Genomic DNA, 25579 nt, shown 5'->3' on the forward strand with positions numbered 1-25579 from the left:
TGCCGTCAGGCGTGCGCCTCGATCACGGTCTCGGCGTTTCGCACCCCCACCAGCACGCTTTGCGGATCAGCCGTCACGGCCTGCAGCAATGTCGTCGCCGCCGCAATGTCGCTGGCCCCCGCCCACGCCGTGTCATGCTCCTCCTGCTCGCGCACGAACGCAAGGCTCACCGCCACCTTGCCTATCAGCGTGGTGATGTCCTTTCCGGCCGCCGTGTCCTGCGCTCCGCCCATGATGTTGACCAGGATCGAGCCGACGAACTGCCCGGCCTGCAGGGTCTGCTTGACCTGATCCGTCCAGTAGGCCAGCCCGCCCGCGTCGGACGACCGGTTGAACAGGTTGTTGTAGACGTACACCTGGCCGTCGTCCGTGCTGCCGCCGTTGCCCGCCCGATACGCGAACGAATCGATTCCGACGAACCCTGCCGCAGGCGCGTAGGTGAAGGTCCCGTTGCCGGCGAGCTGCAGCGAGCCGTGCGCCGGCCCCGACAGCAGCGTCGCCGTCGTAGCCGCGACGTCGTTCGACAGCACACTCGCCGTCGCCGTCAGCGACTCGCCGCGCAGCACGACGTAGGCATCGTTGTGGGCCGCCACCGCGACCGCGACGTCGTCGTTCTGGATCGTGCCGGTCGCCGAGGCGACGCCCGCCACCAGCCCGGCCGAGAGGTTCGACAAGGTGACGCCGTAGCCCTCGTCGGGCTCCAGCGTGGTATCGCCGGCGACGTTCACCGTCACGACCTTGCTGGTCTCGCCCGGCGCAAAGGCCACGACTCCGCCGGGCAGCACCCCGCCCGCGAAATCCGTGGCACCGGCCGGATTGGTGCCCGAGCCCGCCACTGCCCAGCTGACGGTCTGGGCCGTGACGCCGCCCTGACTCAGGCTGATGGTGAAGGTGCTTGCCGTCGTGCCGATGCTGCCTTCCGCCTTGACCGCGGACAGAGCCGCGATCGACACCGTGGAGCGGTCGTCGTTGACAATCGAGCCTATCCGCGTTGCCGGGCCCAAATCGACGCCCGACGACGGGCTCGAGAGGGTCAGCCCGAACGCCTCGTCGAACTCGACGACGGAGTCGCCCGAGACGTTCAGCGTTATGACCTTGCTCGTTTCACCCGCCACAAAGGTCAGCGACCCCGACGGCAGCGTGCCACCGAAATCGGCCGCGTTTGCCGGGTTGGCGCCTGTCCCGGTCACCGCCCAGCTCACCGATTGGCTGGTGATGCCGGCGCGATCGAGGCTGACCGTGAAATCGTATGCCGTCGCCCCGCTGTTCCCCTCGAGCTGCGTCGCCGCGCCGCCCGTGATCGAGACCGCCGGCCTGTCGTCGTTCTGGATCGTCCCGGTCGCCGCCGCAGTTCCGGGCAGCAGACCAAACGACAGGTTCGACAGGGTGACCGCGAAGTCCTCGTTGAGCTCAGCGGCCGTGTCGCCGGTCACCGAAACGGTGACGGTCTTCGTCGTCTCGCCGGCCGCAAAGCTCACCGTGCCCGAGGGGAATGTGCCGCCGAAGTCGACAGCATCTGCGGCTGCCTCCCCCGATCCTGTCACCGCCCAATCCGCAGTCTGGCTCGTCGTCGATGCCTGATCGAGGCTGATCGTGAAGGTGAACGAGGTCGTGCCGCTGTCCTCCTCCGCCATTGCGGCCGATAGTGCGACAATCGACACCACCGCCCCGTCGTCGTTCTGGATCGTGCCCGCGGCCGCTGCCTGACCGATCGCCAACCCAGCCGACCGATTCGACAAGGTCACCGTGAACCCTTCGTCGGCCTCGACCGTCGTGTCGCCCAGCACGTCGACGGTGATGGTCCTTGCTGACTCGCCCGACGCGAATGTCACCGTTCCGGTCGGCAGCGTGCCGCCCGCAAAGTCGCTGCCGGTCGCCTGGACCGGGCCCAAGCCGCTCACCGCATAGGTGAAACTGTGGGCGACCGAGGTATCGCCGCGCAGCGCCAGGATGAAGGTAAAGGCAGTCGGCCCGGCATTGCCCTCTGCTCTCGCGGCCGACAGCGCGGCAATCGAAACGGTGGCGTCGTCGTTCACGATGCTGCCGCTTACCGAACCGACCCCGATCGCAAGGCCCGCCGAAGGCGCGGCAAGGCTGACCAGGAACCCCTCATCCGGCTCGACCTCGGTATCGGCAATGACCAGAATGGCAGCCCACTTGACGGTTTCTCCAAAATCATGCCTCAGCCTGATCGTGTCAGTGAGGTCGATCGAGGCGATCTTGCCGTCGAACTTGTCGTGCACATCCAATGTGAGCGTGCTGAACGAGCCGCCGAGCGCGATGGTCACCGTGGAATCGACGTTGCCGTCGATCTCCAGCGTGGAATTGGTGGCAACGCCGAATATCCCTTTGCCGGTTACATCCGCGTCGATAAGCAGGAGACCGTCCAGCGCTCCAACGAGCCCGTCATTCCGGAACGTCCCGGTGTCGACCATTCCGTGGCCGACCAGCCCCAAGGAAATACCGCCCGGATTGACCTGGATCGTATTGGGCTGGACATCGGGGGTGTCCAGAGTGTGCGGGCCGATCTCGATCCAGCCGTCGCCTGTGGTCCCCAGCGCGCCGGAGAACGTCGACGCATCGGTGATCGGGTTGAGGAGCGTCAGGCTTTGCTTCACGCGAACCTGCCCATTGGGCAGCGCCGTCAGGAATCCCGATCCCCCTGACCGTCGCCCAGAGTCACGGTGTTGGCAGTGACCAAGGAAGTGACGCCTTGGCCCGTGAGGTCGCCGACGACCAGGCTGGCGATGCTCGTGGAATTGATGGTGACGCCGTCGGCCCGTCCACTGGCGCCTCGGGTAACGAACAGGTAGCCGTCGAGTGCGAGGCCATCGCCGACCAGCAGGGCGCTGCCTGGCCCGTCGACAGAGACAGCTGGAGCGAACGTGTCCTGCTTGATTGCCACCTTCCCGGACACATCCGCCGTACCGCCGTTCGTGATCTTCAGGCTTCCCAAGCCGGAGATATCGAGTCCGTAGCTGCCTTTGACCACGAGGCTGCTGAATGCTCCGTCGACCAGTACCGGCCCGCTGCCTGAATGGAGCACCGTCTTCCCGGTCACGTCGACCGTGCCGCCCGTCGTGATCGAGAGGCTGCCCAGGCCGGAGATGTCGAGGCCGTAGCCGCTGGTGCCGTGAACCACCAGCCTGCTGCCCTGGCCGTCGACCGACACGGGAGGAGCGCCTGCGCTCTGCTCGATGACGACAGGTCCCGCGACATCGACAGTGCCACCGCCCAAGACGGCGAGGCCGCCAGTCCCCAGCACTTCCAGATTTCGCGAGGTCACTTGGGCGGCGTTGACGACACGAAGCATCCCGTCGTTGTCGACGCTGACCACGTTGCGGGCCGACGTGACCAGCGCACCGCCGATGTGCAGATAGTCGACATCCATGGTGGCGCCATCGAGCGCGCCGCCTTCGTTGACGTTCTCCGTGTCGGGATCGTCGGCCACGCCGTCGAGCGTGACGGTTCCCTTGAACCTCAGGTTGCCGCGGTCTTTCTCGAAGAATATCTCGTCGAGAACCCTCAGGCTGCCCTCGATCCAGACGAAGTCCTCGTCGACCGACTGGAACAGGACCCTGAGTTGCGAGATCGCTCTTTCCTCTCCCGACGGAATCACGATGTCGACAGGAGGCGCCGGCGGAATCGGAACGGCACCAACGACATTCACGATGTCGGAGGTACCGGGAATACCGTTGCCAAAGGTCTGCGACTCCGCATTGAACCAGTCGTTCGCGTCGTCGAATTCGCCCGGTGCGCCGGGCGGCGCACCCCAGAAATAGGTCTTCATTTTCCCACCCCACGCGTCGCACCCAAGCTGAACGGTAGCAACGGGCGTGGAGGGCCAGGAATTCTGTCTACGGTCGGTTCACAACTGGTTCACAACGGTGGCGCGAGCGTGGGGCGGAATGAGGACCACTGCTCCCAAGCTCGCTATGCCCGGAGCCTGCGACTTCCTAGGTGCCGTTATCTCCTCCCCAGCTTCGCTGGGGAGGAAATGAGGTGTCATCCCGAGCGCAGCGAGGGACCTTTGTCGGTCAGGAATGGCTGGCCGATCCGCACCGGCCAGCCGCTGCAAGAACGCTCGTCAGGTTAGCAGGATCTCAGGTCTGCTGGATCGCCGACAGCAGCCACTTGCCGCCGCAGCTGCGCAGGAAGGTCCAGACTTCGGTGGCCTCGGTGCGGACCTTGTCGTTGCCGGCGACGATGGTGCCATCGGTGATCCGGCGGGTGATGTCGATCATGCTGAAGCGCATCGCGACGGTAGCGTATTCGAGGTTGCCTTCGCGCCACGCCTCCGACAGGTCGCCCTGCTCGAGCTTCACCGCCTCGACCTTGTTCTCGACGCCTTGGCTCGCATTGCTGGAGAGCTCCTCGGAGAAGTAGCCGACCATCTCCGGCGTCGCGAAGCCGCGCAACGCGGCCAGGTCGGCCTTGCTGTAGGCGGCCTGGATCCCGGCGAGGAGAGTCTCGAACGCCTGGTAGTCATCCGGACCGATGGCGACCTGCGGCGCGCCCGCCATCGCGGCGGAACCGCCCATCGCGCCGGAAAGGCCCGAGCGGGCGAGCGGCGGCGCGTCCACGGGCCGGGGCGGCGTGTTGCCGGCCAGCGCGTAGGCCGGACCACCAGCCGGTGCCGCTTGCGTCCGGTTGGCGCTCCAGCCGCGATACAGCCGATAGGCGAGGTAGCCCAGGCCGCCGATCAGCGCGACCTGCAGGAGCAGGCCGAGCATGCCGGCCGCACCGGCGAGGCCGCCGCCAAAACCGCCACCGAACAGCATGCCGATCAGGCCGGCGCCGATCATGCCGCCCATCAGGCCGGACAGGAACGGGTTGCGCGACATGAACCCGCCGGCCTGGGGCGCGGGCGTTGCGGCAGCCCCGCCCGGCTTCTGCGCCTGCTGCGGCTCGGTCTTGCTCCGCTCCACAGGCTTGGATTGCGGCGCGGTCTGCGTCGGGGCGGGCGCCTGGTCGGTCTTGCTGCCGCGGCTGCCCGAGCTCGTGCCGCCACCGGCGCGCGCCTCGGCCAGGGTCGGCGCCACGACCACCAGGGCGGCGATCACGGCAAGCCAGCGAAGAGATTTCATTGTTTTGCATCCCTGTTGAAACAATTGACGCCCGTCATGTTAGGCGGGAGCCGGGGCCGTTCAAGGCCCTGGTCCCTATCTTACCGGCCAACCGGCCCTCAAGTGTGGATTTCATAGGAATTTCATCGATCCTCACCCGATCGCCATCAGGCTCGCGTTGCCGCCCGCCGCCGCCGTGTTGATGCTGAGAGAAACCTCGTCGACCAGGAATTCGCGCGGATAGGGTTCGACGAAGACCGGCACGATGCGGCCGGGCCGATCGGCCAGGCGACGATTGAGCGCCAGCAGGTCGGCGGCGCTGCCGGCGAACAGCGCCGCTGCGATATCCACCCCTTCGTCGGTCGCGATGCGATTGCCGATTGCCCGTACCAGCGCGTGTTGCGCAGCCAGCGCCTGCGGACCGGCCGCGACGCACAGCACCAACCCCTTGGGCTTCAGCGCGTAGCTGTTGCGCTCGCCGACCGGGCCGGCGAGCTCGCCGCCGGTCGGCTCGATCACCGGCCGCCGCGCCAGCAGGCGGTGGACGTAGAGCGGCCCGCCGGCCTTGGGCCCGGTTCCCGACAGGCCGTGTCCGCCGAACGGCTGCACGCCCACCACCGCCCCGATCATGTTGCGGTTGACGTACTGGTTGCCGGCCGTCGAGGCGTCGGTCGCGCGCTCGATGGTCTCGTCGATGCGGCTGTGCACGCCGAAGGTCAGGCCGAAGCCGGTGCGGTTCACGTCCCGCACCACCGTCTCCATGTTCTCGCGGCGGTAGCGCAGCACGTGCAGCACCGGCCCGAACACCTCGCCCGGCAGATCGGCGATCGCGTCGATCTCGATCAGGGTGGGCGGCACGAAGGTGCCGTGGCTTGTCTCCTCACCGAGCGGCACCTGGAACACCGCGTGGCCGGCCTGCCGCATCCGCGCGATGTGATCGTCGAGGCGGCGCCGCGCCTCGTCGCTGATCACCGGTCCGACATCGACCGAGAGGCGATCGGGATTGCCGACGGCCAGCTCTTCCATCGCCCCCTTCAGCATCGGCATCACCCGGTCGGCGATGTCCTCCTGCAGGCAGAGCACGCGCAGCGCCGAGCAGCGCTGGCCTGCCGAGTCGAAGGCCGATGCCAGCACGTCCACGACCAGCTGCTCGGGCAGCGCCGAGGAGTCGGCGACCAGGACGTTCTGGCCGCCGGTCTCGGCGATCAGCACCGGCGGCCGCCCGTCGGCGGCGAGACGGCCGGCAAGCGTGCGGTTGATCGACTGCGCCGCCTCGGTCGATCCGGTGAACATCACACCCGCCACCCTTTCGTTGCCGACCAGATGGGCGCCGACCTTGCCGTCGCCCGGCACGATCTGCAGCGCCGTGGATGGCACGCCAGCCTCGTGCAGCAGCGCCACTGCCCGCGCCGCGATCAGCGGCGTCTCCTCGGCCGGCTTGGCGATCACGGCATTGCCTGACGCGAGCGCGCCGGCGATCTGGCCGACGAAGATCGACAGCGGGAAGTTCCACGGGCTGATGCAGGCGACCACGCCGAGCGGCTGGTGCGTGGCATTGTCGAAGCCGGCGACGCAGCCGGCGTAGTAGCGCAGGAAGTCGACCGCTTCGCGTACCTCGCCGACGGCATTGCCGAGCGTCTTGCCGGCCTCGCGCACGATGACGCCCAGCATCGTCTCCATCCGCGCCTCGAGGAGATCGGCCGCGCGGCACAGAACCTCTGCCCGGTCAGGAGGCGGCGCCTGCCAGGGCACGGCGCGCGCGCAGGCATTGTCGACCGTCGCCGGCGTCGCATCGACGACGCTGCCCACGACATCGCGGTGATCGGCCGGGTTGAGGACAGGCCGTCCCGCGCCCTCCCCCGTGGCGTCGACCGGCGTTTGCGCCAGGAGCATACCGGCCAGGCCTGCCAGCACCTGCTCGTTGGCGAGATCGAGGCCGCGCGAATTGCGCCGCTCCGCGCCGAACAGATCGCGCGGCAAGGCGATCTTCGGATGCGGCGCGCCGACCGGCTCGAGCGCGCGCGCCCGCTCGACGGGATCGCCGAGCAAGGTCTCCAGCGTCACACCGGGGTCGGCGATCTGGTTGACGAACGAGGTGTTGGCGCCGTTCTCCAGCAGCCGCCGTACCAGGTAGGCCAGCAAAGTCTCGTGCGTGCCGACCGGTGCATAGATGCGGCACGGCCGGTTGAGCTTCCCGGGCCCGACGACCTCCTCGTAGAGCGGCTCGCCCATGCCGTGCAGGCACTGGAACTCATACTGGCCGGCATAATAGTTCTCGCCGGCCATGGCGTGGAGGGTCGCCAGCGTCAGCGCATTGTGGGTGGCGAATTGCGGGAAGGCGGCGTCGGGCGCCGCCAGCAGGCGGCGGGCGCAGGCGAGGTACGAGACGTCGGTGTGGATGCGCCGCGTGAACACCGGGTAGCCCGCCAGCCCGTCGAGCTGGGCGCGCTTGATCTCGCTGTCCCAGTAGGCGCCCTTGACCAGCCGCACCATCAGCCGGCGCCGGCTGCGCCGGCCGAGATCGATCAGCCAGTCGATCACGAAAACCGCGCGCTTCTGATAGGCCTGCACGACGAAGCCGATGCCGTTCCAGCCCTCGAGCTGCGGCTCGAAGCAGAGCCGCTCCAGCAGATCGAGCGACAGGTCGAGCCGGTCGGCCTCCTCGGCGTCGACGTTGAGGCCGATGTCGTAGCGGCGCGCCAGCAGCGCCAGCTCGCGGAAGCGCGGATAGAGCTCCGCCATCACGCGCTCGCGCTGGGCGCGGCCGTAGCGCGGGTGCAGCGCCGAGAGCTTGATCGAGATGCCCGGCCCGTCGTAGATGCCGCGGCCGGCCGAGGCCGTGCCGATGGCATGGACGGCCCGGCGGTAGGCTTCCAGGTAATGCTCGGCCTGCTCCGTCGTGATCGCAGCCTCGCCCAGCATGTCGTAGGAATGACGGAAGCCCTGGCGCTCCAGCGATCGGCTGCGGTCGAGCGCCTCGTCGATCGTCTGGCCGGCGACGAACTGCTCGCCCATCAGGCGCATGGCGAGCGTGACGGCGCCGCGGATCAGCGGCTCGCCGCCCTTGCCGATCAGGCGGGTCAGCGCCGCCGACAGCGAGCGCGACGGGCTGTGGCCGAGATGGGCGCGCCAGTCGCCGTCGCCGATCTTGTCGCGGATCAGCGCATCGCGCGTGTCGTCGTCGGGAATGCGCAGCAGCGCCTCGGCGAGGCACATCAGGGCGACGCCCTCCTGGCTCGACAGGGCGTATTCGTGGATCAGCCCCTCGACGCCGCCCGACGGCGTTTTGCTGCGAAGCGCGGTGACCAGTCGGGCCGCCAGGGCACGCGCCCTGGCCGAGCGCGCCGCCGGCAGGCTGGCCGGCTCGAGCAGCGGCGGCACGCACTCGGTCTCAGGCCGCCGCCAGGCGTCGGTGATGGCGGCGCGCAACGGGCCCTGCGGCTGGATCGACTGGGCGAAGGCGTGAAAAGACGGCATGCCGGATATATCGTGATCGGCTAGGATTGCGGCAACGACGGGAGGGCACATGGACATCCGGCACGACGAAGGATTTCCCGGGACGCTGGGCCAGACGCCACGCGGGGCGTGGCCCGAGGACTCGCTCGCCCGCGTGCCCTACTGGGTCTACCAGGACGAGGCCAACTACGAGCGCGAGCTGCGCCGCCTGTTCGAGGGTGCGACGTGGAACTTCGTCTGCCTCGAGGCCGATATCCCGAACCGGGGCGACTATCGCACCAACCAGGTCGGCGCCCTGCCGGTCATCGTGGTGCGCGGGCCCGACGGCCAGATCAACTGCTTCGAGAACCGCTGCTCGCATCGCGGCGCGCTGATCGCCTTCGACGACGGCGGCAACGTCCAGAGCAACTTCAAGTGCGTCTATCACGCCTGGAGCTACGACCTCTCGGGCAACCTGCGCGGCATCGCCTTCGAGCGCGGCATCAACGGCGTGGGCGGCATGCCCAAGGATTTCTGCCGCGACAATTTCAGCCCGCGCAAGCTGCGCACCACCACGCTGTGCGGCCTGGTGTTCGCCACCCTGTCGCCCGACACCGCGCCGATCGAGGACTATATCGGCAGCGAGGTGGTCGACCGCCTCAAGCGCGTGCTCAACCGGCCGATCCGGGTCATGGGCCGCTTCGTCCAGCCGCTGCCCAACAACTGGAAGCTCTACGTCGAGAACGTCAAGGACACCTATCACGCCAGCATCCTGCACACCTTCCTGGCGACCTTCCGCATCTCGCGCCTGACCCAGGGCGGCGGCGTGCTGGTGAGCCCCGACGGCGGCAACCATTCGAGCTACACCATCGCCATCCCCGAAGGCGCCAATGCCGGCGCCTACAAGGAGCAGCAGATCCGCAGCGACAACGACCAGTTCGGGCTGGCCGATCGCCGCGTGCTCGAGTCGGTCGAGGAGTTCGGCGACCACATCCAGCTGCAGATCCTGTCGGTGTTCCCGGGCTTCATCCTGCAGCAGATCCACAATTGCCTGGCGGTCCGCCATGTCGTGCCGCGCGGCCTCGACAAGATGGACCTGGTGTGGACCTACTTCGGCTTCGAGGACGACAGCGCGGAGATGTTCGCCCGCCGCCTGCGCCAGCAGAACCTGGTGGGGCCGGCCGGCTTCATCTCGATGGAAGACGGCTGCGTCGGCGGCTTCGTGCAGCGCGGCACTGCGGCGGCGCCCGACCACGTCTCGGTGATCGAGATGGGCGGCGCCGAGGCGGAGAGCCAGGCGACGCGCGCCACCGAAGCCTCGGTGCGCGGCTTCTGGAAGGCCTATCGCCGGCATATGGGCTACTAGAGCGTGATCGCTTCGAATGGAAGCACAGCGAGGGATCAAGTTCATGCTCTTGCGGACCGCGAGCGTCCCGCTCGCTCCTGGCGCGGCTCGGCGAAGCCGAACGCGCCCTCATCATGCTCATGAGCGAGCGGAACGCTCGCGGTCCGCAAGAGCATGATCAATCCGATAAAGTACCGTTCTAGAAGACCGGTTACCAAAGACGGGCAACGAGAAGAAGGCCGAGAGGAAGCACCATGGACGTTGCGCGGCTGGTCGAGCTGAACGCTGCCTACGCGCGCGTCATCGACAGCGAGCAGTTCGAGGCGTGGCCCGAGCTGTTCCACGATCCCTGCCTCTACAAGGTGACGACGGCCGACAACGTCGCGCGCGGCCTGCCGTCCGGCATCATCTACGCCGAGTCGCGCGGCATGCTTCAGGATCGCATCGCCTCGCTGCGCAAGGTCAACATCTACGAGCGCCAGCGCTACCGCCATATCGTCGGCCTGCCGGTCGTGCTGGGCGAGGCCGACGGCGCGGCCGAGGTCGAGACGCCGTTCCTGATCGTGCGCATCATGCGCGACGGCACGATGGACCTGTTCGCGACAGGCTGCTACCGCGACAAGGTGAGGCCCGACGCGACAGGCGCGCTGCGCTTCGCCGAGCGCATCGTGATCTGCGACGGCGGCCGCTTCGACACGCTGGTGGCGATTCCGTTCTAGCCATCCTCCCCAGCTTCGCTGGGGAGGAGACTGAGTTCACCCATACACGAACGCCGTGTCGTCGAGATCGATCGCGGGGAACTCGTTCTTCTCGCGCCAGTAATCCTGGGTGTGCTGCCATTCGCGCTTGTCGCCGCGCTTGGGCAAGAGGTGCATGCCACGCATCAGGTAGCCGGGATTGAAGTTCTCCGGGTCGATCCACGGCAAGAGCGGCATGTCCTTGTCCTCGGGCCGCAACGCGACCTCGACGCGGCGGGCCTGCCTGTCCTTCATGTGGTTGAGCAGGCGGCAGACGAAGTCCCCCACGAGGTCGGCGCGCAACGTCCAGCTGGCCCGGAAGTAGCCGAACACCCAGACCATGTTGGGCACGCCGGTGAACATCATGCCGCGATAGGTCACGGTCTCGGCGAAATCGAGCGGCTTGCCGTCGATCTCGAAGGCGATGTCGCCCAGCACGTTGAGATGGAAGCCGGTCGCGGTGACGATGATGTCGGCCGCGAGCTCGCGGCCCGACTTCAGGCGGATGCCTTTCTCGGTGAAGCGGTCGATCTCGTCGGTCACCACCGAGGCCTTGCCGCTGCGGATGCCGCGGAACAGGTCGCCGTCCGGCACGTAGGCGATGCGCTGGCGCCATGGCCGGTAGCTCGGCGTGAAATGCGTGTTGATGTCGTAGTCGGGCCCGAGATAGGCGCGCACGCCGCCCAGCAGCTCGGCCCGCACCTTGTCCGGCTCCTCGAACGAGCGCCGGGTGAACTCCGACTGGTCGCGCAGGATGCGCCGGCGCACGATCTCGTGGATCCAGGTCTCGTCGACCTCGAGCTGGCGCAGCTGGTCGGCCAGGTCGTTGGCGTTGCGCGCCGGGATGAAATAGGTCGGCGAGCGCTGCAGCAGCGTGACGTGCGCGCAGTCGCCGGCGATCGCCGGCACCACCGTGGCCGCCGTGGCGCCCGAGCCGATGACGATGACCTGCTTGCCCTTGTAGTCGAGGTCCTCGGGCCAGGTCTGCGGATGGACGATGCGGCCCTTGTAGTCGGCCATGCCCTCCCACTCCGGGGTGTAGCCCTCGGAATGCCGGTAGTAGCCCTGGCACATCCACAGGAAGGCCGCCGAGAGGCGGAACGCCTCGCCGGTGTCGGTGCGCACGCCCTCGATCGTCCAGCGATTGTCGGCGCTCGACCAGCGCGCCGACTCGATGCGATGGCGGTAGCGGATGTGCCGCGCGAGGTCGTTCTCGTCGATCACCTCGCCCATGTAGGTCAGGATCTCCTGGGCGGTCGCGATCGGCGCGCTGGTCCACGGCTTGAAGCGATAGCCGAAGGTGTAGAGGTCGCTGTCCGAGCGGATGCCGGGATAGCGATGCGTGAGCCAGGTGCCGCCGAAGCTCTCCTGCGTCTCGAGCACCACGAAGCTGGTGCCCGGGCATTGCTGCGTCAGGTGATAGGCGCCGCCCACGCCGGAGATGCCGGCGCCGACGATCAGGACGTCGAAATGCTCGGTCGTGGCGGCGGGACGGGATTGGGGGAGGACAGCGGTATCAGGCATGGCGGTCAGCCTCTCAAAACAATGACGGCAACGTCATGATAACGCTCGCCTGCGACGGGCGCCATTGCGCGAGATCAACGCGGCGGGCGGCCACACACTCTTCTCCTCCCAAGCCCTTGCTTGGGAAAGGTGTCGGCGCCATACGGCGACACCTCCCCAGCGAAGCCCCGCGAGCTGGGGAGGAAAACAGGGGCTCATATCTTCGTGACCTTGGCGTGCAGGATGGCCGAGCGGCCTGCCCGCACCGCCTCGAGGCAGCGGGCGATGGCGGCGTCGGCGTCGGCGGGATCGGAGAGGCGCTCGCCGTGGGCGCCGGCGGCCTGGGCGATCAGGGCGAAGTCCATGGCTGGCGCGTAGGCGGCGCCGTAGTCGCGGGCGGCGCTGGCTTCGCCCTGCGGATAGACGCGCAGGGTCGCCTCCTTGACCGCCCCCCAGCCCGAGTTGTCGAGCACGACCATGAAGATCGGCAGGCCGTATTTCTGCGACACCGCCAGCACCGATTGCGGGTTGGAGAAATAGAAGGTGCCGTCGCCCATGATCGGCACGACGACGCGATCGGGCAGCGCCAGCTTGAGGCCGAGCGCCAGGCTGGCGGCGAAGCCCAGGCCGGCGCCGGCCAGGCCGACCAGGCTGCCGGGCTCGGTGCGCGGCATCTGCGCCAGCACCGCCGGGATGTTGCGGATCGCCTCGTTGATCACGATGGCCGACGGCCCCAGCGCCTTGGATAGCGCGGCGCAGACGAAGTGCGGGTTGATCTCGCCGGCGACGCCAGGATCGCCGGCGAGTCTGGCGGCCGCCGCGCGGCGCGCCGTCCCCTCCTCTGCAAGCGCTGCCACGCGCCCCGCCGCGCGCATCTTGAACCCGGCACCGGCCTTCGCCTTCAGCGCGGCCAGCAGGTCGGCGAAGAAGCGGGAGCTGTCGCCCTGCAGGCGCAGGTTGGCCGGGAAGGTCCACATCGGGAAGCCACGCTTCTCGGCATCGACGTCGACATGCGCCCACCAGGTCGAGGGATTGTCCGGCATGTCCTTGGGGATCCACGGCACGTCGACATCGACCAGCAGCCCGACATCGGCCTCGGCCAGCGCCTTGGCCGGCATGAAGCCGCCGTGGCACGGCGAGTCGGCCGGCAGGCTGGCATAGACCGGGCTGAACTCGACGACGCGGATGCCGGCGAAGCGCGCCAGCTGGTCGAGCAGCGCGACCGAGGCGTGATTGCGCCCGGCATAGGCGGTGATCAGCAACGGCCGCTCCGCCGCCAGCAGCCGGTCGGCGATCACCTCGACCGACTGCGGATCGACGGCGCCGACGCCGGCCGGACCGAAGCGATCGGCGGGATAGGAGCGGATCTGGCCTTCCGACCACAGCTCGGTCAGGGTCTCGCGCGGGAAGGTCATGTAGACCGGCCCCTTGGGGTCGCTCATCATCATGGTGTGGGCGCGGCGCAGCGCCTCCTTGGCGACCACGCCCGAGGGCAGGTTGTATTCCCACTTGGTGTAGGGCCGCACCAGGCTCGCCTGGTCGAACGGCTCCTGCACGAAATGCACGTAGGTGTCGCGGGTGCCGAGAAGCTCGCCGCGCGTGGTGAAGGGCGCGCGGCCGGCCATCAGCAGCACCGGCAGGCGCGCCCGGCAGATGTTGTGCAGCGCCATCGCCGAGTTGGCGGTGCCGGCATCGACATGGACCATCACGCCCTGGCCGCGGCCGGTGGCGATGGCGTAGCCCGCCGCCATGTGCACCGCGGTGATCTCGTGCGGGCACAGGATGGTCTGCGGCATCTTGCGGCTGTCGCGCTTGAACGCCGCCATCGCCTCGATGATCGGCGCGTGGTCGGTGCCGAAATTGCAGAACAGGTAGTCGAAGCCGATCTCGTCGAGGCCTTCGAGGAAGTAGTGCGCCGCCGAATGGCGGGCCTCGTTGCCGCTGCTGCTGTCCATGGCGTGCTCACTCCCTGATTGCACTTCTGTCATCCCGAGCGGAGCGAGGGACCTTTGAGGTCGCAACAAAGGTTCCTCGCTGCGCTCGGGATGACACCGATTTCTGGATCGACTGCTTCCCCTGCAGGCCCTCACTCGAGCTTGATGTTGGCGGCGGTCGCCACCGCCTTCCAGCGCGCGGCGTCGCGCGCGATCAGGTCGCGATAGGCGTCCGGCGTGGTGCCGCGCGGCTCGACCGCGATCGCCGCCATCGCCGTCTTGACCTCAGGCACCGCGAGCGCCTGCTGGATGGCGCGATTGAGCGTCGCCACGACCTCGGCCGGCGTGCCGGCGGGCGCGACGATGCCGGTCCACAGCGCGATCTCCATGTCGGCGATGCCCGCCTCCTTCAGGGTCGGCACGTCGGGCAGCGCCGGGTTGCGCTCGGCGGCGGTGATGGCGAGCGCGCGCAGCTTGCCCGCCTTCAACGGCCCGGCGACCGGCCCGGAATCGGCGATCGTCATCAGCACCTGGCCGGCCGCGACCGCCTGCACGGCATCTCCGCTGCCGCGATAGGGGATGTGCTGGAACCTCGACTTGGTGCGCTGGTTGAACAGCTCCGACGCGAGCTGGAACGGCGTGGCGCTCGAGGCATAGTTGGCGAGCGCCGGATTGGCGCGGCCATACTCGACCAGCTCGTGCACCGTCTTCACCGGCTGCTCGGCGCCGACCACCAGCAGCAACGGGAACTCGGCGAGCAGCGACACCGGCGCGAAGTCGCGCTCCGGCGCATAGGGCAGCTTGGCATAGACCGCGGGATTGATGGTCATCGGCCCGCTCGGCGCGACCAGCAGGGTGTAGCCGTCGGCCGGCGCCTTGGCGACCAGCTCGGCGGCGACGATCGACTGCGCGCCCGGCTTGTTGTCGACCAGCACCGACTGGCCCAATGACTCCTGCAGCCGTGCCGCGACGATGCGGGCGATCAGGTCGTTGCCGCCACCCGGCGAGTAGCCGACCGCCATCCGGATCGGCCGCGACGGCCAAGCCTGGGCAAACCCCGGCCGGGCGAGGACAGCGCCGGCCAGCCCGCCGAGCAGGGAGCGTCTCTGCACGGTCATGGTCATTGCCCCGCCCCTGCGCCTGGCGCTGTCCCGACCCTGGCCCCGGGATGGATTTCGTGCTCGCGATTGAGCCACAGCGGCGAGCGCGCCAGGTCGATGAACTTGGCCTCGTCCTCGAGCAGCAGCCGGCCGGCCTCGCGCGCCTCCGGCGTGCGGCGCGCCGCCCGGTAGGTCTCCTCGCTCTCCCACCACAGCTCGGCGATGCCGTCGTAGGGCTCGGGCGCGCCGCGCGCCTTGCGCATGCCGTCGCCCAGCGGGACTTCGAGCGCATCTTCGAGGCGATGGACCTGGACATAGCGCACCATGCCGAGCGCCGGCTGGAGGCGGCGCACGAGCGGCCCGTGCTTGTTCAGCCAATAGTCGTGGAACTCGGCCGCCGTCAGGGCCGGCAGCCGGCGCAGGCAGAAGGTCAGTTTGAGCACGGCGTTTCCTCGTTCTTGTCATTCATCATAGGAGGCCGGCGAGCGCGGCCAAGGCCGAAAGCGGGTGCGGACCGTAACCAATCGTCGGCTCGACGTGCCCGGCAGGCGCCAACCGAGCCGGCCAAAAAGAATCGCCCTGCATTTTTGCGTTCGGTGCGTTCGGTGCGTTCGGATCTTTTAGAATCAAGGAGTTAGCCGACCGCAACCGAGCGGTCGCGACGGCACTTTGCGTTCGGGGCCGGCGTCTTGCGGTCGGGAGCATGGAAAGCGCCGCCTGCGCGCCGACCAGGCGACACGCCCCTTTTCTTGCGGTCGGTGCGGTCGGTTGCGGTCGAAGCCTTTTGAATCAAGGAGTTGGACCGACCGCAAGAAACCCGTCGCGACCGCGCAGTGCGGTCGGGGCCGGCGTCTTGCGGTGGGGACCACGGTGATGCCACGCTCTCTCGACCCGCCGCGCAGCGTCGGCCGGGACTCCTGCGCCAGTCGCGTCACCGCATCAGGGACCTCTGTCATCAGGGACGCGTCACCGACGTGCCGCAGAGGCGCGGCGTCGGCGGGATGTTGCTTTGCATTGGTGCCGGCAATCACGGTCGTGTCCTTCGGTTGGCACGCAGCTTCGCCGCGAGTGCTATCACGCCGCCGCGCAAGCCGGCAGGCAAGGCAGCCGAATTGGCGCGCTCCTGCAGCCAAAGGCCTGTGCAATCAAGTTGTGCAATCAAGTGCAGCGGCTCGTCGTGCAATCAATTGCACTCGCCTCGATTGAGTCGAAGGGCCCGGCCCCGGGAATACAGTCGCGTCCGACAGTCGACCCGATCCGCCCAATGACCGCCCAGGGCATGATCGGATTATTTGGAACCGACCCGGTATCCATTCTGTCAACCTGAGCGCAGCGAAGGATCTCATCGCCAAGGGCAGTTACCGAAACGAGCGTCTGGCCTGTTCAGCCCTGGTCGGCGGAAGGGCCGCGCATCAGCGCGATGATTTCATCGGTCGTCATCTTGAAGTCGCCGTGCCCGCGCAGGCTTTCGACCAGCTCCTGCCCCCGCGTCCCACGGCGGCCACCCGTCCGCGCCTTTACAAGGCGCACGACGCCGGCCTCGATCTCGAACTCGACCTCCGTTCCCGGCATCAGGCCCGCGCGCTCTCGCACGTCCCGAGGGATGGTGACCTGGCCCTTGGCGGTGATCCGCATGGCTGCCTGCCTCCATGGCGTCAGGTATTGGGGCGTTTAATCGACGGTGGCGCCCGAGATGCGTACCAGCTCCGCCCATTTCGGCTGCTCGGCGGCGACGAAGGCGGCGAATTCCTGGGGTGTGCTGCCCACCGGATCCGAGCCCTGCTCGGCAAGACGCGAGCGCATCTCCGGGCTGCCGATGATGGCGGTGAGCTCCGCGGCGAGGCGGGCCACCACCGGGGCCGGCAGTCCTGCCGGGCCCATGATGCCGTTCCACAGCGCCACCTCGTAGCCCGGGATCACTTCCGCGATCGCCGGCAGGTCCGGCATCAGAGCCGAGCGCCGCGCAGTGGTGACGCCGAGCGCGCGCAGCTTGCCCGCCCTCACCTGCTGCAGCACCTCGACCATCGGGCTGAAGCTCAGCTGCAGCTTGCCGGAGAGGAGGTCGGCGGCGACCGGCGCGCCGCCGCGATAGGGCACGTGCACCATGTCGATGCCGGCCCGGTGGGCGAAGACCGCGGCGGCAAGATGCAGGGAAGTGCCGGCGCCGCCCGAGCCGTAGTTCAGCTGGCCTGGCTTCGCCTTCGCATAGGCCACCAGCTCGGCGACGCTGTTCACCGGCAGCTCGGGATTGACGACGAGCAGGTTGGGAATGAAGGCGATCTGCGAGATCGGCGTGAAGTCGCGCACCGGATTGAACGGAATCTTTTTATAGAGCGCCGCATTGGTCGCATGCGTCGAGCTCGTCGCCAGGATCAGCGTATAGCCGTCGGGCTCCGCCCGCGCGACCAACTCGGCAGCGATGTTGCCGCCTGCGCCGGCGCGATTGTCGACCACGACGGTCTGGCCCAGTCGCTCGGCCAGCGCGCTGGCGATCAGGCGCGCGGTGACATCGGTGCTGCCGCCCGGCGCGAAGGGAACGACGATGCGCAGCGGCTTGTCGGGCGCCCAGCGCGCCTGCGCCTGCGCGGGTCGGCCGGCGGTCACACCGGCCAGCATCAAGGGAAGGGCCGCAAGGCCCTGCGTAAAGGATCGACGGTACACGACTCATTTCCTCCCAAGGATGCCGGGCGCATGGCGCGCGTTGCCGGCCAACTGGCCACAAGGCCAGTCAAGCATGATTGACAGGTGTTTCAACTCCGATGGAACGCAATTCGGGTATCGATCACGTCCGGCAAGAGCCGAGGGTGTTCGCATATGGGCGCTCTCTCATTCTCCTCCCCAGCTTCGCTGGGGAGGTGTCGCCGTCTTACGGCGACGGAGGGGTCATGAGCAGCGGGACTGTGGCCCATGACCCCTCCGCCCCCGATTACGGGGGCACCTCCCCAGCTTCGCTGGGGAGGAGGTTGAAGACCCCGGGTCTCGCCAGGCGACCATCTCAGCCCCAGAGGTTGCCGAGGGCGTCGAGGACGCCGAAGACGTGGCCAAGCTGGCTGGCCCCGTATTCCTCGGAATGGGCGATCGAGAGCACGAGGCCGGCGCGGGTCAGGGCGCCGCTGGTCAGGGCGGCATCCCAATAGGCCAGTCCGCCACCGTCGGCGTTGCGGTCGAGCAATTGCTGGTAGGTCTGCTCGATGAACGCGGCATTCTGGAGCTTGCCCGCGCCGTTGGCGAACTCCGTCGAGGCGAGGAAGTTCGCGCCGATCGAAGACGCGCCGGCTCCGTTCGCCGCTTCGAGCGTCCAATACCGGTATCCGCCGGCATCCGGATCACGGACCATGAGGCCGCTGTAGAGGGCGACGATGTCGAGTCCGGTATCGCTCATGGACGGCAGGTAGCCGGTCCCTTCCGTGAACTGCGCCTTCTCGACGTGGGTCGCGACATCGTTGGTGCCGCCCTCGCGCGCGGAAGCGGCGAACAACCCGGTGGCGTCGTAGGTCGCGGTGTAGCCTGCACGACTGCCGAGGAACACCACGGTGTCGCTGCCCGCGCCGCCGTCGATCGTGTTGGTGCCCCGGCCGGCGAACAGAAGGTTGGCGCTGGCGTCGCCCACCAGCCTGTCGTCGCCGTCGCCGGTGAAGATTTTGGTCACGTGCGTGCCGGCGGCGATGGCGACCGTCTCGCCGGTGATCACGGCGGTTCGGTTCGCGAGATCGACCACGACGTCACTCGACACGGCCGCCGCATTGATGACGGCCGCCTCGTCGGGCTGAACGCTCAGTCCGAGACGGTCGGGCGGGGCGCCCCTCCAGCTGTCGACGGTGACGATCGAGGCGAAATCGTCGGTGTAGACGAATTCCTTCTCCGTGGACGGAAGGTTGCCGTAGACGTCCAGGGTCACCCCTGAAATGGTGCCGCCCTGGCCATCCTGGCTCGCCACGGCCAGAAGGAGCCACTCGCCGGCGCTCGACTCGCCCCAGAAGGCGTTGGTTCCGAGCGTGAACGTTCCGGGCCAGGGCTGCAGGCCCGCATTCGGAGGCTGGCTGAACAGCGTGATCACCGTGCCGGACGGCGAGCGCATCACCATGGACGTCTCGTCGACGTCGGGAATCGTCGCGGTCACCGATAGATCGATGTGATTGAGGTCTATGCCTTCCGGCAGCGTGAACCTCAGGATGGCCGGAACGTTGGGGCCGAAATCGAGCGGTAGTCCCGTATAGCTGGTGGCGGCATGGGCCACGTTGCTGTCGTTACGCGGGGCGTCGTGCAGGAAAGGGTAGATCTCCGCCTGTCGAACCGCTGCGTGCGCATTGACCTCGCCGAACCCGTAGAGGCGGGAGAACAGCGCACCTCCTCCGTTCCAGCCTTCAGTGCCGGTCGTTACCCAGGCCGTTCCGCCCTGATCCACGAACCGGGCCGACTGGGCCAGGATCTGCTGGACGTCGCGATAGCCAAGATCGGGGTTCGCGTCGAGCATAAGCGCGACGACGCCGCTCGCGATCGGGGATGCCGCCGACGTGCCATTGAAATTGTAGGCATAGTCGCCGTCGACGCCGGGATTGGTGTTGTAGCCGTCGGTGCTCGTGCGATCGGTCGTGAGCACGCCGTTTCCGGGCCGGTCGTTTGCCTGGTCGGTCGAGCGCCCGGCGGGAGCGGCGACGAGAAGGTTCGCGCCAGGGGTGCTGTAGACAGCTTGCAGCCCGTTGTTCTCGACCGCGGCCACCGCGATCACGTATTTGCTATTCAGGACGTTGTTGAGCATGCTGTCGAAATTGGGTCTGCCGCCGTTGCCGTTGGCGAACACGACGATCGTTCCATTGCCGTCGCGGCCTTGCGAGCCGAGCGCGTTCATGGCGTCGTAGAACGGCGCCAAAGCCGGATTGGCGGCATTCTGCAGGAAGGCGAGATCGGCACCCCAGCTGTTGTTCACGATGTCCGCGTCCGCGGCCAGCGCCCGCGTGAAGGCCGTTACCGGCTGCGCGAAGGTGAAGCCCTGGCCAAAGGCCATGCGATAGGAGATGAGCGTGGCATCCGGCGCGACGCCGCTGCCGCCGATGCCGTTGTTGCCGACCTCGCCGACGAGGCCGGCCACGGCCGTGCCGTGGTTCTGGCCCAGGCCCGGATCGCCGCCTTGCTTGTTGTTTACCGTGTCCCAGCTGTCAGCCAGATCCATGTTGGCGACGAGATCGGGATGCAGAAGCTGCACGCCGTCATCGACGATGGCGACCCGCACGCCCTTGCCGGTGTAGTCGGCCCAGACCGGCAGGACATTGACGTCGCTTCCGATGGCGCCACCCTGTTGGCCCGTGTTCTCGAGAAACCACTGGTACGGGAACAGCGGATCGTTTGGCGTGGTCGTCATGGCGGGAGCTCTTTCGTATCGAGGTTGTCGACCTCCCGATCCTAGCCGTGAACTATTGAAAGGCGCACGGCCCGATATCGGCCGATCGATGGCCTCAATGAAGAAGGATCATCGATGCGTCGTTGAAGGCGAAGATCGTCTTGGAGGCGCTGCGTGAGCAGGCGACGGTGGCCGATTTGGCGCAGCGTCATCAGGTACATCCCAACCAGATCTACGCCTGGAAGAAGCAGCCGCCGGATCAAGCCTTGGCGATCTCTTCGTCGCCCACTCCGGCATCGGCCGCCAGCAGGATCTGCGCCCGCTTGAGCTTGCGTGCCGCGTGCTTGCCGCCGCTCAGCAGCGCCCCAAGCTCGGCGCGTTCTTCTTGGCTCAACTCGACCCGGTACCGTATATTCATTCTGGTCTCCTCGAGGGGGAGACCAGACGAATCGACCGATGAGCCGGAAATCAGGCAGCGTGCGTCGCATCGGCCCGCATCGCTTCACCGAGAAACAAGGCCAAGTGCTCCTTGAAATTGCGCCAGCGTTGGGCAGGACTGATAAAGTTCATGGCGCGCTCCAGCGCTCCCTTGGCCGTTACGGATGCCGCCGTGGTGGCAGGCCTACCATGCTTCCCGTTCACTCCCACTCTGCGGATTCACAACTGTGCCTCGTTCACCGTCTGCGCCCACGTCCGGACGTTGGCGTCAGCGCGGCCGCGGTTGCGGAGCTCGGACCAGACATTCGTATCGATCAGATACATCAATCGAAATCTATTGGCCGAAAGATGCGATCACCCATGCGCGGTGGATCGAAATCAATGTCGTCGTCTTGATTCTGAGCAACGACGTCTAGCAGGCTTCGTCGTGTGCCGGTGAGCTTCTGGTAGTCCGCGAAGCTGAGCAGGACATGGGCCGGGCGTCCGCGATCAGTTATGATCACCGGTCCCTTGTCCGCCGCCTTCTTGGCTCCACTGGCGTCTTGATTGAACTCTCGGCTCGAAATCGTGGTGATACTCACGGACCTCCCTCCTAGCGAAGCCCATCTATCACCGACTATGCGCCTTCGCACCTTCCTGTAGAAACGTTTCTACATATCCCGTTTGGCCACCCCAAGTGGCTTCGATGAAATGTCGGTCGTCGGCGACGCCGCCTGTTCACTATCTCCAATGGTCTTCACGAGCACCATGCTCCCGCGTCGTCTGTCTCCGTGCTCGAGATAGCCCTCCGGCCTCCCATCAGGACGACGAACGAGCACAGCGCGGCACGAGCCGCCGGCCCGCTTCACAACCCCCGCTAGGCACCCGGATGAAGCCCCGGCGCCTCCTGGCCCGTCCGGGCCACATACTCCGTGTAGCCGCCGCCGTACTGATGAACGCCGTCGGGCGTCAGCTCCAGCACCCGATTCGAGAGCGCGGCCAGGAAGTGGCGGTCATGCGAGACGAACAGCATGGTGCCCTCGAACTCCGCCAGGGCGGCGACCAGCATCTCCTTGGTGGCCATGTCGAGATGGTTCGTCGGTTCGTCGAGGACCAGGAAGTTCGGCGGGTCGAACAGCATCTTGGCCATGACCAGGCGAGCCTTCTCGCCGCCGGACAGCACTCGGCAGGGCTTCTCGACATCGTCGCCGGAGAAGCCGAAGCAACCGGCCAGCGTGCGCAGCGTCCCCTGCCCGGCCTGCGGGAAAGATTCATCCAGCGATTCGAAGACCGTATCGGCGCCGTCCAGCAGGTCCATGGAGTGCTGGGCGAAGTAGCCCATCCGGACGTTGCTGCCCAAGGTCACGGTGCCCTCGTCCGGCTCGGTGGCGCCCGCCACCAGCTTCAGCAGCGTGGATTTGCCCGCACCGTTGGCGCCCAGGACGCACCAGCGTTCCTTGCGGCGCATGCGGAAATCGAGCCCGGCATAAACCGGCTGGCTGCCATAGCCCTTGTGGACGTTCCGGAAGCTCGCCACGTCGTCGCCCGAGCGCGGCGGCGTACGGAACTCGAACTGGACGGACTGGCGGCGCCGCGGCGGCTCCACGCGCTCGATCTTGTCGAGCTTCTTCACCCGGCTCTGGACCTGGGCGGCGTGCGACGCCCGCGCCTTGAAGCGCTCGATGAACTTCATCTCCTTGGCGAGCATCGCCTGCTGGCGCTCGAACTGCGCCTGGCGCTGGCGCTCGCCCACCGCGCGCTGCTGCTCGTAGAAATCGAAGTTGCCCGAATAGGTGATGAGCGAGCCGCCGTCGATCTCCACGACCTTGCCGACGATGCGGTTCATGAACTCGCGGTCGTGCGAGGTCATCAGCAGCGCGCCGTCGTACTTCTTCAGGAAATCCTCCAGCCAAATCAGGCTTTCGAGGTCGAGATGGTTGCTCGGCTCGTCGAGCAGCATGCCGTCGGGCCGCATCAGCAGGATGCGGGCGAGCGCCACGCGCATCTTCCAGCCGCCGGAGAGCAGGCCGACGTCGCCGTCCATGCGTTCCTGGCTGAAGCTCAGGCCGGCGAGCACCTCGCGCGCCCGGGCGTCCAGGGCATAGCCGTCGAGCTCCTCGAAGCGGCCCTGCACCTCGCCATAGCGCGCAACGATGGCGTCCATGTCGCCAGCCCGGTCTGGATCGACCATCGCGGCCTCGAGCTCGGCCATCTCGGTGGCGAGCGCGCTCACCGGCCCGACGCCATCCATCACCGCGGCGACGGCGCTCTTGCCCGACATCTCGCCGACATCCTGGCTGAAATAGCCGATCGTCATGCCGGGATCGATCGTCACCTGGCCGTCGTCGGGCCGGTCTTCGCCGGCGATCATGCGGAAGAGCGTCGTCTTGCCGGCGCCATTGGGTCCGACGAGACCCACCTTCTCTCCCTTCTGGAGGCCCATCGACGAGTCGATGAACAGGATCTGATGGCCGTGCTGCTTGCTGATGTTGTCGAGACGAATCATGGGGGCGTGCTAGTAGCCGAAAAAAGCGACAACTCAAATCACGGCCGAGGCCTCGGTGTTGCGGCTGCTTGTCGCCGTCACGCCCCTCTTTCGCTGGGAGCGCGCCACACCGATGGCGCACTTCTTGTCGATCAAACATCCCATGAGCGTCACGCCGGCGGAGGTTACTCCGCCGGCGTGACGCGCTCCCAGCGCATGACGCGCTCCTTCAGCAAGGTTGCCGCCTCCGGGACAGATGCTCCCACGGCGGGTGATTGGGATTGTGAACGCACCTTCGAGGCAAAACTGCTCTAGATGTCGGGATCGGGCTCTTCGAGGAAGTCGGCGAGCAACTCACCAAACAGGGCCACCGTCGCCTCCCAGTCCCCCAACATGGCCTTGCGGCTGACGATGCCGTAGGTGCCATCGGGCCTCGGGCGCAGCCGCACGAAAGGCGGCAGGCCATAACGCATCGCCAGGCTGTTGGCCCATAGCCGGGCCGTGCGACCGTTGCCGTTCGCGAACGGATGGATGCGCACCCACTCGGCGTGCGCCCATGCGCACAGCTCGATGATTGCGCCCAGTTGACCGGCGTTGGGCTCGCTGCCCGGCGCAACTGCTTCGTCGAGAAGCGCCACGGCTGACTGCAGGCGCCGTTCGAAATCGTGGAGCGCACTCGAGACCTCGTCCGATGCCACGCCGTAGATGTCTCCGACGCGGACTTGAACCCATTCGAGGCCTGGTTCACCGCGGAATGCGCCGACGTAGTCGGCCTTGGCATCGAGGCCGCGCATCATTTCGGACTGCCAGCGTCGCGCCGCCTCGAAGGTCGGCTTTACCCGTTGTCGCGCCTCTGTTTCGACCGCCTCGAGAAGCTTCGTGAGCTTCTCGCGGAGCTCGGGACTGTCATCGTCCCAGTCAGGAGGCATTCAACAGGCGGCGGAGTTCCGCTCGCAGCGGATTGACGCCTTCGGCCGGCGGCGCTTCGGTCAGTTTCCCATCGACCAGCTTTCCAATGACGACTTTGCCTTCGGCCGGATCTTCCCTGCCCAGGGTGGCTTCTGCGTCCACGGCAGCAGCGATGGCATCCTTGAAATGCGGATCGCGCCGGCGGTAGGCACGAAGGCTCGCCAGGGTCAGCTCGAGAGTCTGCTCCGCGGCGCTGCTGCGCCGGTCGAGGTAGTCTTGCAGGGCCTCGTTGACGAGCTGGTTCATGGGACGCCGCAGCACGCGGCTGAGGTTCTCCAGGGCCAGCTGGACGGGCGGATCGATCCGGAATGTGGAAGCCTTCCTGGCCATGACCTCAATGTAGTCTTTCGGTGCCTGATGTCAATATCCGATAATGACGTCATGTGATGACGTCATTATGGGGAATTGGCGTCAGTGGCCGCATCCGCGGAATGGCTGGCTCAAGTCCGTTCGCCACTAACAAGAAACAAGCTCTTCCGCTGGGAGCGCATGACGCGCTCCTTCGGCAAGGTTGGCGCCTCGGGCGGTCGCTCCTGCCGTCGATGCAGCGGCCCCGGCTCCCGAGGCTCGCGGCCCCTGCAAGAAGCGGGTGGTTGTGTAACCCAGGTTACATAGCGCGCAGCACTCCGGGTCTAGCCTCGCAAGGGAGGCGCCATGCGATGCACGACCTCATGGGCGAAGGCGGCATGCGCGTTGGTGTTGCAGTTCTCCTCCCCAGCTTCGCTGGGGAGGTGTCGCCGCCTGCCCTGAGCGAAGTCGAAGGGTCCTACGGCGACGGTGGGGTCATGAGCAGAGCGGGGCTGGGGCTGATGACCCCTCCGCCCCCGATTACGGGGGCACCTCCCCAGCTTCGCCAGGGAGGAAAATGAAGATCGCGCCCATAGGCGATCCCAAGCTCGCGGCCGCGACATGCCGCGCCTACAACCGCTGGCTCGCCGATTACTGCAAGCCCTATCCCGATCGGCTGTTCGGCGTGGCCATGCTGCCGCTGCAGGATGTCGACCTGACGATCAAGGAGATGATTTTCGCCCGCAAGGAGCTCGGCATGCGCGGCGGCTTCATCCGGCCGAACCCGTACAACGAGAAGATGATCCACCATCCGGATTACGCGCCGTTCTGGGCGGCGGCGGAGGATCTCGATCTCTCGATCGGGTTTCACGAAGGGGCAAGCAGCGGCATGCCGACCGTCGGCGTCGACCGTATTCGAAGGCCGCGGCGCGCGCCATATCATCTCGCATACGATGGAGATG

Annotated in this window: 17 protein-coding genes and 3 pseudogenes; 4 read left to right on the plus strand and 16 right to left on the minus strand. The window is 67.3% G+C overall.

What is annotated here, in order from left to right; translation table 11 throughout:
- Positions 1-5: 5 nt before the first annotated feature.
- The 4 genes from ACILR9_RS23185 to putA form a co-directional block, all read right to left on the minus strand.
- Entirely contained in the window at positions 6-2618 is a 2613-nt protein-coding gene (locus tag ACILR9_RS23185) for a beta strand repeat-containing protein (protein WP_395712330.1), read from the minus strand.
- Positions 2619-2644: 26 nt separating this feature from the next.
- Complete coding sequence (locus tag ACILR9_RS23190; protein ID WP_395712331.1) at positions 2645-3790, minus strand: hypothetical protein; 1146 nt, start codon at positions 3788-3790, stop codon at positions 2645-2647.
- 313 nt (positions 3791-4103) lie between these two features.
- A complete protein-coding gene (locus tag ACILR9_RS23195; RefSeq protein ID WP_395712332.1) occupies positions 4104-5087 on the minus strand; it encodes a TIM44-like domain-containing protein in 984 nt (327 codons plus the stop codon).
- A gap of 132 nt (positions 5088-5219) precedes the next feature.
- Positions 5220-8543 (minus strand): bifunctional proline dehydrogenase/L-glutamate gamma-semialdehyde dehydrogenase PutA, encoded by a 3324-nt coding sequence (gene putA, locus ACILR9_RS23200; RefSeq protein WP_395712333.1) that lies wholly within the window; start codon positions 8541-8543, stop codon positions 5220-5222.
- A gap of 49 nt (positions 8544-8592) precedes the next feature.
- On the opposite strand from putA, the gene ACILR9_RS23205 reads away from it, so the two are divergent.
- The gene (locus ACILR9_RS23205) at positions 8593-9867 is read left to right on the plus strand and encodes an aromatic ring-hydroxylating dioxygenase subunit alpha (RefSeq protein ID WP_395712334.1); all 1275 of its coding nucleotides are present in this window, start codon (positions 8593-8595) and stop codon (positions 9865-9867) included.
- Between the two features lie 233 nt (positions 9868-10100).
- A complete protein-coding gene (locus ACILR9_RS23210; RefSeq protein WP_395712335.1) occupies positions 10101-10565 on the plus strand; it encodes an aromatic-ring-hydroxylating dioxygenase subunit beta in 465 nt (154 codons plus the stop codon).
- Between the two features lie 36 nt (positions 10566-10601).
- On the opposite strand, the gene ACILR9_RS23215 is transcribed toward ACILR9_RS23210, so the two are convergent.
- The 7 genes from ACILR9_RS23215 to ACILR9_RS23245 all read right to left on the minus strand — a co-directional run bounded on the left by ACILR9_RS23215 (position 10602) and on the right by ACILR9_RS23245 (position 20479).
- Positions 10602-12107: a flavin-containing monooxygenase gene (locus ACILR9_RS23215; RefSeq protein ID WP_395712336.1), complete on the minus strand. Its 1506-nt coding sequence runs from the start codon at positions 12105-12107 to the stop codon at positions 10602-10604.
- A gap of 194 nt (positions 12108-12301) precedes the next feature.
- Positions 12302-14041 carry a thiamine pyrophosphate-requiring protein gene (locus tag ACILR9_RS23220; RefSeq protein WP_395712337.1) on the minus strand — a complete coding sequence of 580 codons (1740 nt, stop codon included), beginning with the start codon at positions 14039-14041 and terminating at the stop codon, positions 12302-12304.
- A gap of 131 nt (positions 14042-14172) precedes the next feature.
- A complete protein-coding gene (locus ACILR9_RS23225; protein ID WP_395712338.1) occupies positions 14173-15138 on the minus strand; it encodes a Bug family tripartite tricarboxylate transporter substrate binding protein in 966 nt (321 codons plus the stop codon).
- Positions 15139-15140: 2 nt separating this feature from the next.
- Positions 15141-15563, minus strand: coding sequence for an EthD domain-containing protein (locus tag ACILR9_RS23230; protein WP_395712339.1), 423 nt, complete (start codon positions 15561-15563; stop codon positions 15141-15143).
- Between the two features lie 940 nt (positions 15564-16503).
- The gene (locus ACILR9_RS23235; protein WP_395712340.1) at positions 16504-16755 is read right to left on the minus strand and encodes an AbrB/MazE/SpoVT family DNA-binding domain-containing protein; all 252 of its coding nucleotides are present in this window, start codon (positions 16753-16755) and stop codon (positions 16504-16506) included.
- A 36-nt stretch (positions 16756-16791) separates the two neighbouring features.
- Positions 16792-17781, minus strand: a complete 990-nt coding sequence (locus ACILR9_RS23240; protein WP_395712341.1) for a Bug family tripartite tricarboxylate transporter substrate binding protein — start codon at positions 17779-17781, stop codon at positions 16792-16794.
- Between the two features lie 334 nt (positions 17782-18115).
- Entirely contained in the window at positions 18116-20479 is a 2364-nt protein-coding gene (locus ACILR9_RS23245) for a S8 family serine peptidase (RefSeq protein WP_395712342.1), read from the minus strand.
- A 122-nt stretch (positions 20480-20601) separates the two neighbouring features.
- Here ACILR9_RS23245 and ACILR9_RS23250 point away from each other — a divergent pair.
- Positions 20602-20703 (plus strand): annotated as a pseudogene (locus ACILR9_RS23250) (transposase); the annotation flags it as partial.
- Between the two features lie 23 nt (positions 20704-20726).
- On the opposite strand, the pseudogene ACILR9_RS23255 reads toward ACILR9_RS23250, so the two are convergent.
- The 5 genes and pseudogenes from ACILR9_RS23255 to ACILR9_RS23275 all read right to left on the minus strand — a co-directional run.
- Positions 20727-20876 (minus strand): annotated as a pseudogene (locus ACILR9_RS23255) (IS630 family transposase); the annotation flags it as partial.
- 343 nt (positions 20877-21219) lie between these two features.
- The gene (locus ACILR9_RS23260) at positions 21220-21477 is read right to left on the minus strand and encodes a type II toxin-antitoxin system Phd/YefM family antitoxin (RefSeq protein WP_395712343.1); all 258 of its coding nucleotides are present in this window, start codon (positions 21475-21477) and stop codon (positions 21220-21222) included.
- Positions 21478-21752: 275 nt separating this feature from the next.
- Positions 21753-23381, minus strand: a complete 1629-nt coding sequence (locus ACILR9_RS23265; RefSeq protein WP_395712344.1) for an ABC-F family ATP-binding cassette domain-containing protein — start codon at positions 23379-23381, stop codon at positions 21753-21755.
- Positions 23382-23671: 290 nt separating this feature from the next.
- A complete protein-coding gene (locus tag ACILR9_RS23270) occupies positions 23672-24157 on the minus strand; it encodes a Fic family protein (protein WP_395712345.1) in 486 nt (161 codons plus the stop codon).
- Positions 24158-24278: 121 nt separating this feature from the next.
- Positions 24279-24659 carry a hypothetical protein gene (locus tag ACILR9_RS23275; RefSeq protein WP_395712346.1) on the minus strand — a complete coding sequence of 127 codons (381 nt, stop codon included), beginning with the start codon at positions 24657-24659 and terminating at the stop codon, positions 24279-24281.
- A gap of 499 nt (positions 24660-25158) precedes the next feature.
- On the opposite strand from ACILR9_RS23275, the pseudogene ACILR9_RS23280 reads away from it, so the two are divergent.
- Positions 25159-25506, plus strand: a pseudogene (locus ACILR9_RS23280) (amidohydrolase family protein); the annotation flags it as partial.
- Positions 25507-25579: the final 73 nt, after the last annotated feature.

It is taken from the genome of Reyranella sp. (genome assembly GCF_044224635.1).
Classification (GTDB): domain Bacteria; phylum Pseudomonadota; class Alphaproteobacteria; order Reyranellales; family Reyranellaceae; genus Reyranella.

What these genes read in the sequence shown, in the direction of transcription:
- ACILR9_RS23190 (WP_395712331.1), bottom strand. Translation starts at nt 3,790, where the DNA reads ATGAAGACCTATTTCTGGGGTGCGCCGCCCGGCGCACCGGGCGAATTC.
- ACILR9_RS23195 (WP_395712332.1), bottom strand. Translation starts at nt 5,087, where the DNA reads ATGAAATCTCTTCGCTGGCTTGCCGTGATCGCCGCCCTGGTGGTCGTG.
- putA (WP_395712333.1), bottom strand. Translation starts at nt 8,543, where the DNA reads ATGCCGTCTTTTCACGCCTTCGCCCAGTCGATCCAGCCGCAGGGCCCG.
- ACILR9_RS23205 (WP_395712334.1), top strand. Translation starts at nt 8,593, where the DNA reads ATGGACATCCGGCACGACGAAGGATTTCCCGGGACGCTGGGCCAGACG.
- ACILR9_RS23210 (WP_395712335.1), top strand. Translation starts at nt 10,101, where the DNA reads ATGGACGTTGCGCGGCTGGTCGAGCTGAACGCTGCCTACGCGCGCGTC.
- ACILR9_RS23215 (WP_395712336.1), bottom strand. Translation starts at nt 12,107, where the DNA reads ATGCCTGATACCGCTGTCCTCCCCCAATCCCGTCCCGCCGCCACGACC.
- ACILR9_RS23220 (WP_395712337.1), bottom strand. Translation starts at nt 14,041, where the DNA reads ATGGACAGCAGCAGCGGCAACGAGGCCCGCCATTCGGCGGCGCACTAC.
- ACILR9_RS23225 (WP_395712338.1), bottom strand. Translation starts at nt 15,138, where the DNA reads ATGACCGTGCAGAGACGCTCCCTGCTCGGCGGGCTGGCCGGCGCTGTC.
- ACILR9_RS23235 (WP_395712340.1), bottom strand. Translation starts at nt 16,755, where the DNA reads ATGCGGATCACCGCCAAGGGCCAGGTCACCATCCCTCGGGACGTGCGA.
- ACILR9_RS23245 (WP_395712342.1), bottom strand. Translation starts at nt 20,479, where the DNA reads ATGACGACCACGCCAAACGATCCGCTGTTCCCGTACCAGTGGTTTCTC.
- ACILR9_RS23265 (WP_395712344.1), bottom strand. Translation starts at nt 23,381, where the DNA reads ATGATTCGTCTCGACAACATCAGCAAGCAGCACGGCCATCAGATCCTG.
- ACILR9_RS23270 (WP_395712345.1), bottom strand. Translation starts at nt 24,157, where the DNA reads ATGATGCGCGGCCTCGATGCCAAGGCCGACTACGTCGGCGCATTCCGC.
- ACILR9_RS23275 (WP_395712346.1), bottom strand. Translation starts at nt 24,659, where the DNA reads ATGGCCAGGAAGGCTTCCACATTCCGGATCGATCCGCCCGTCCAGCTG.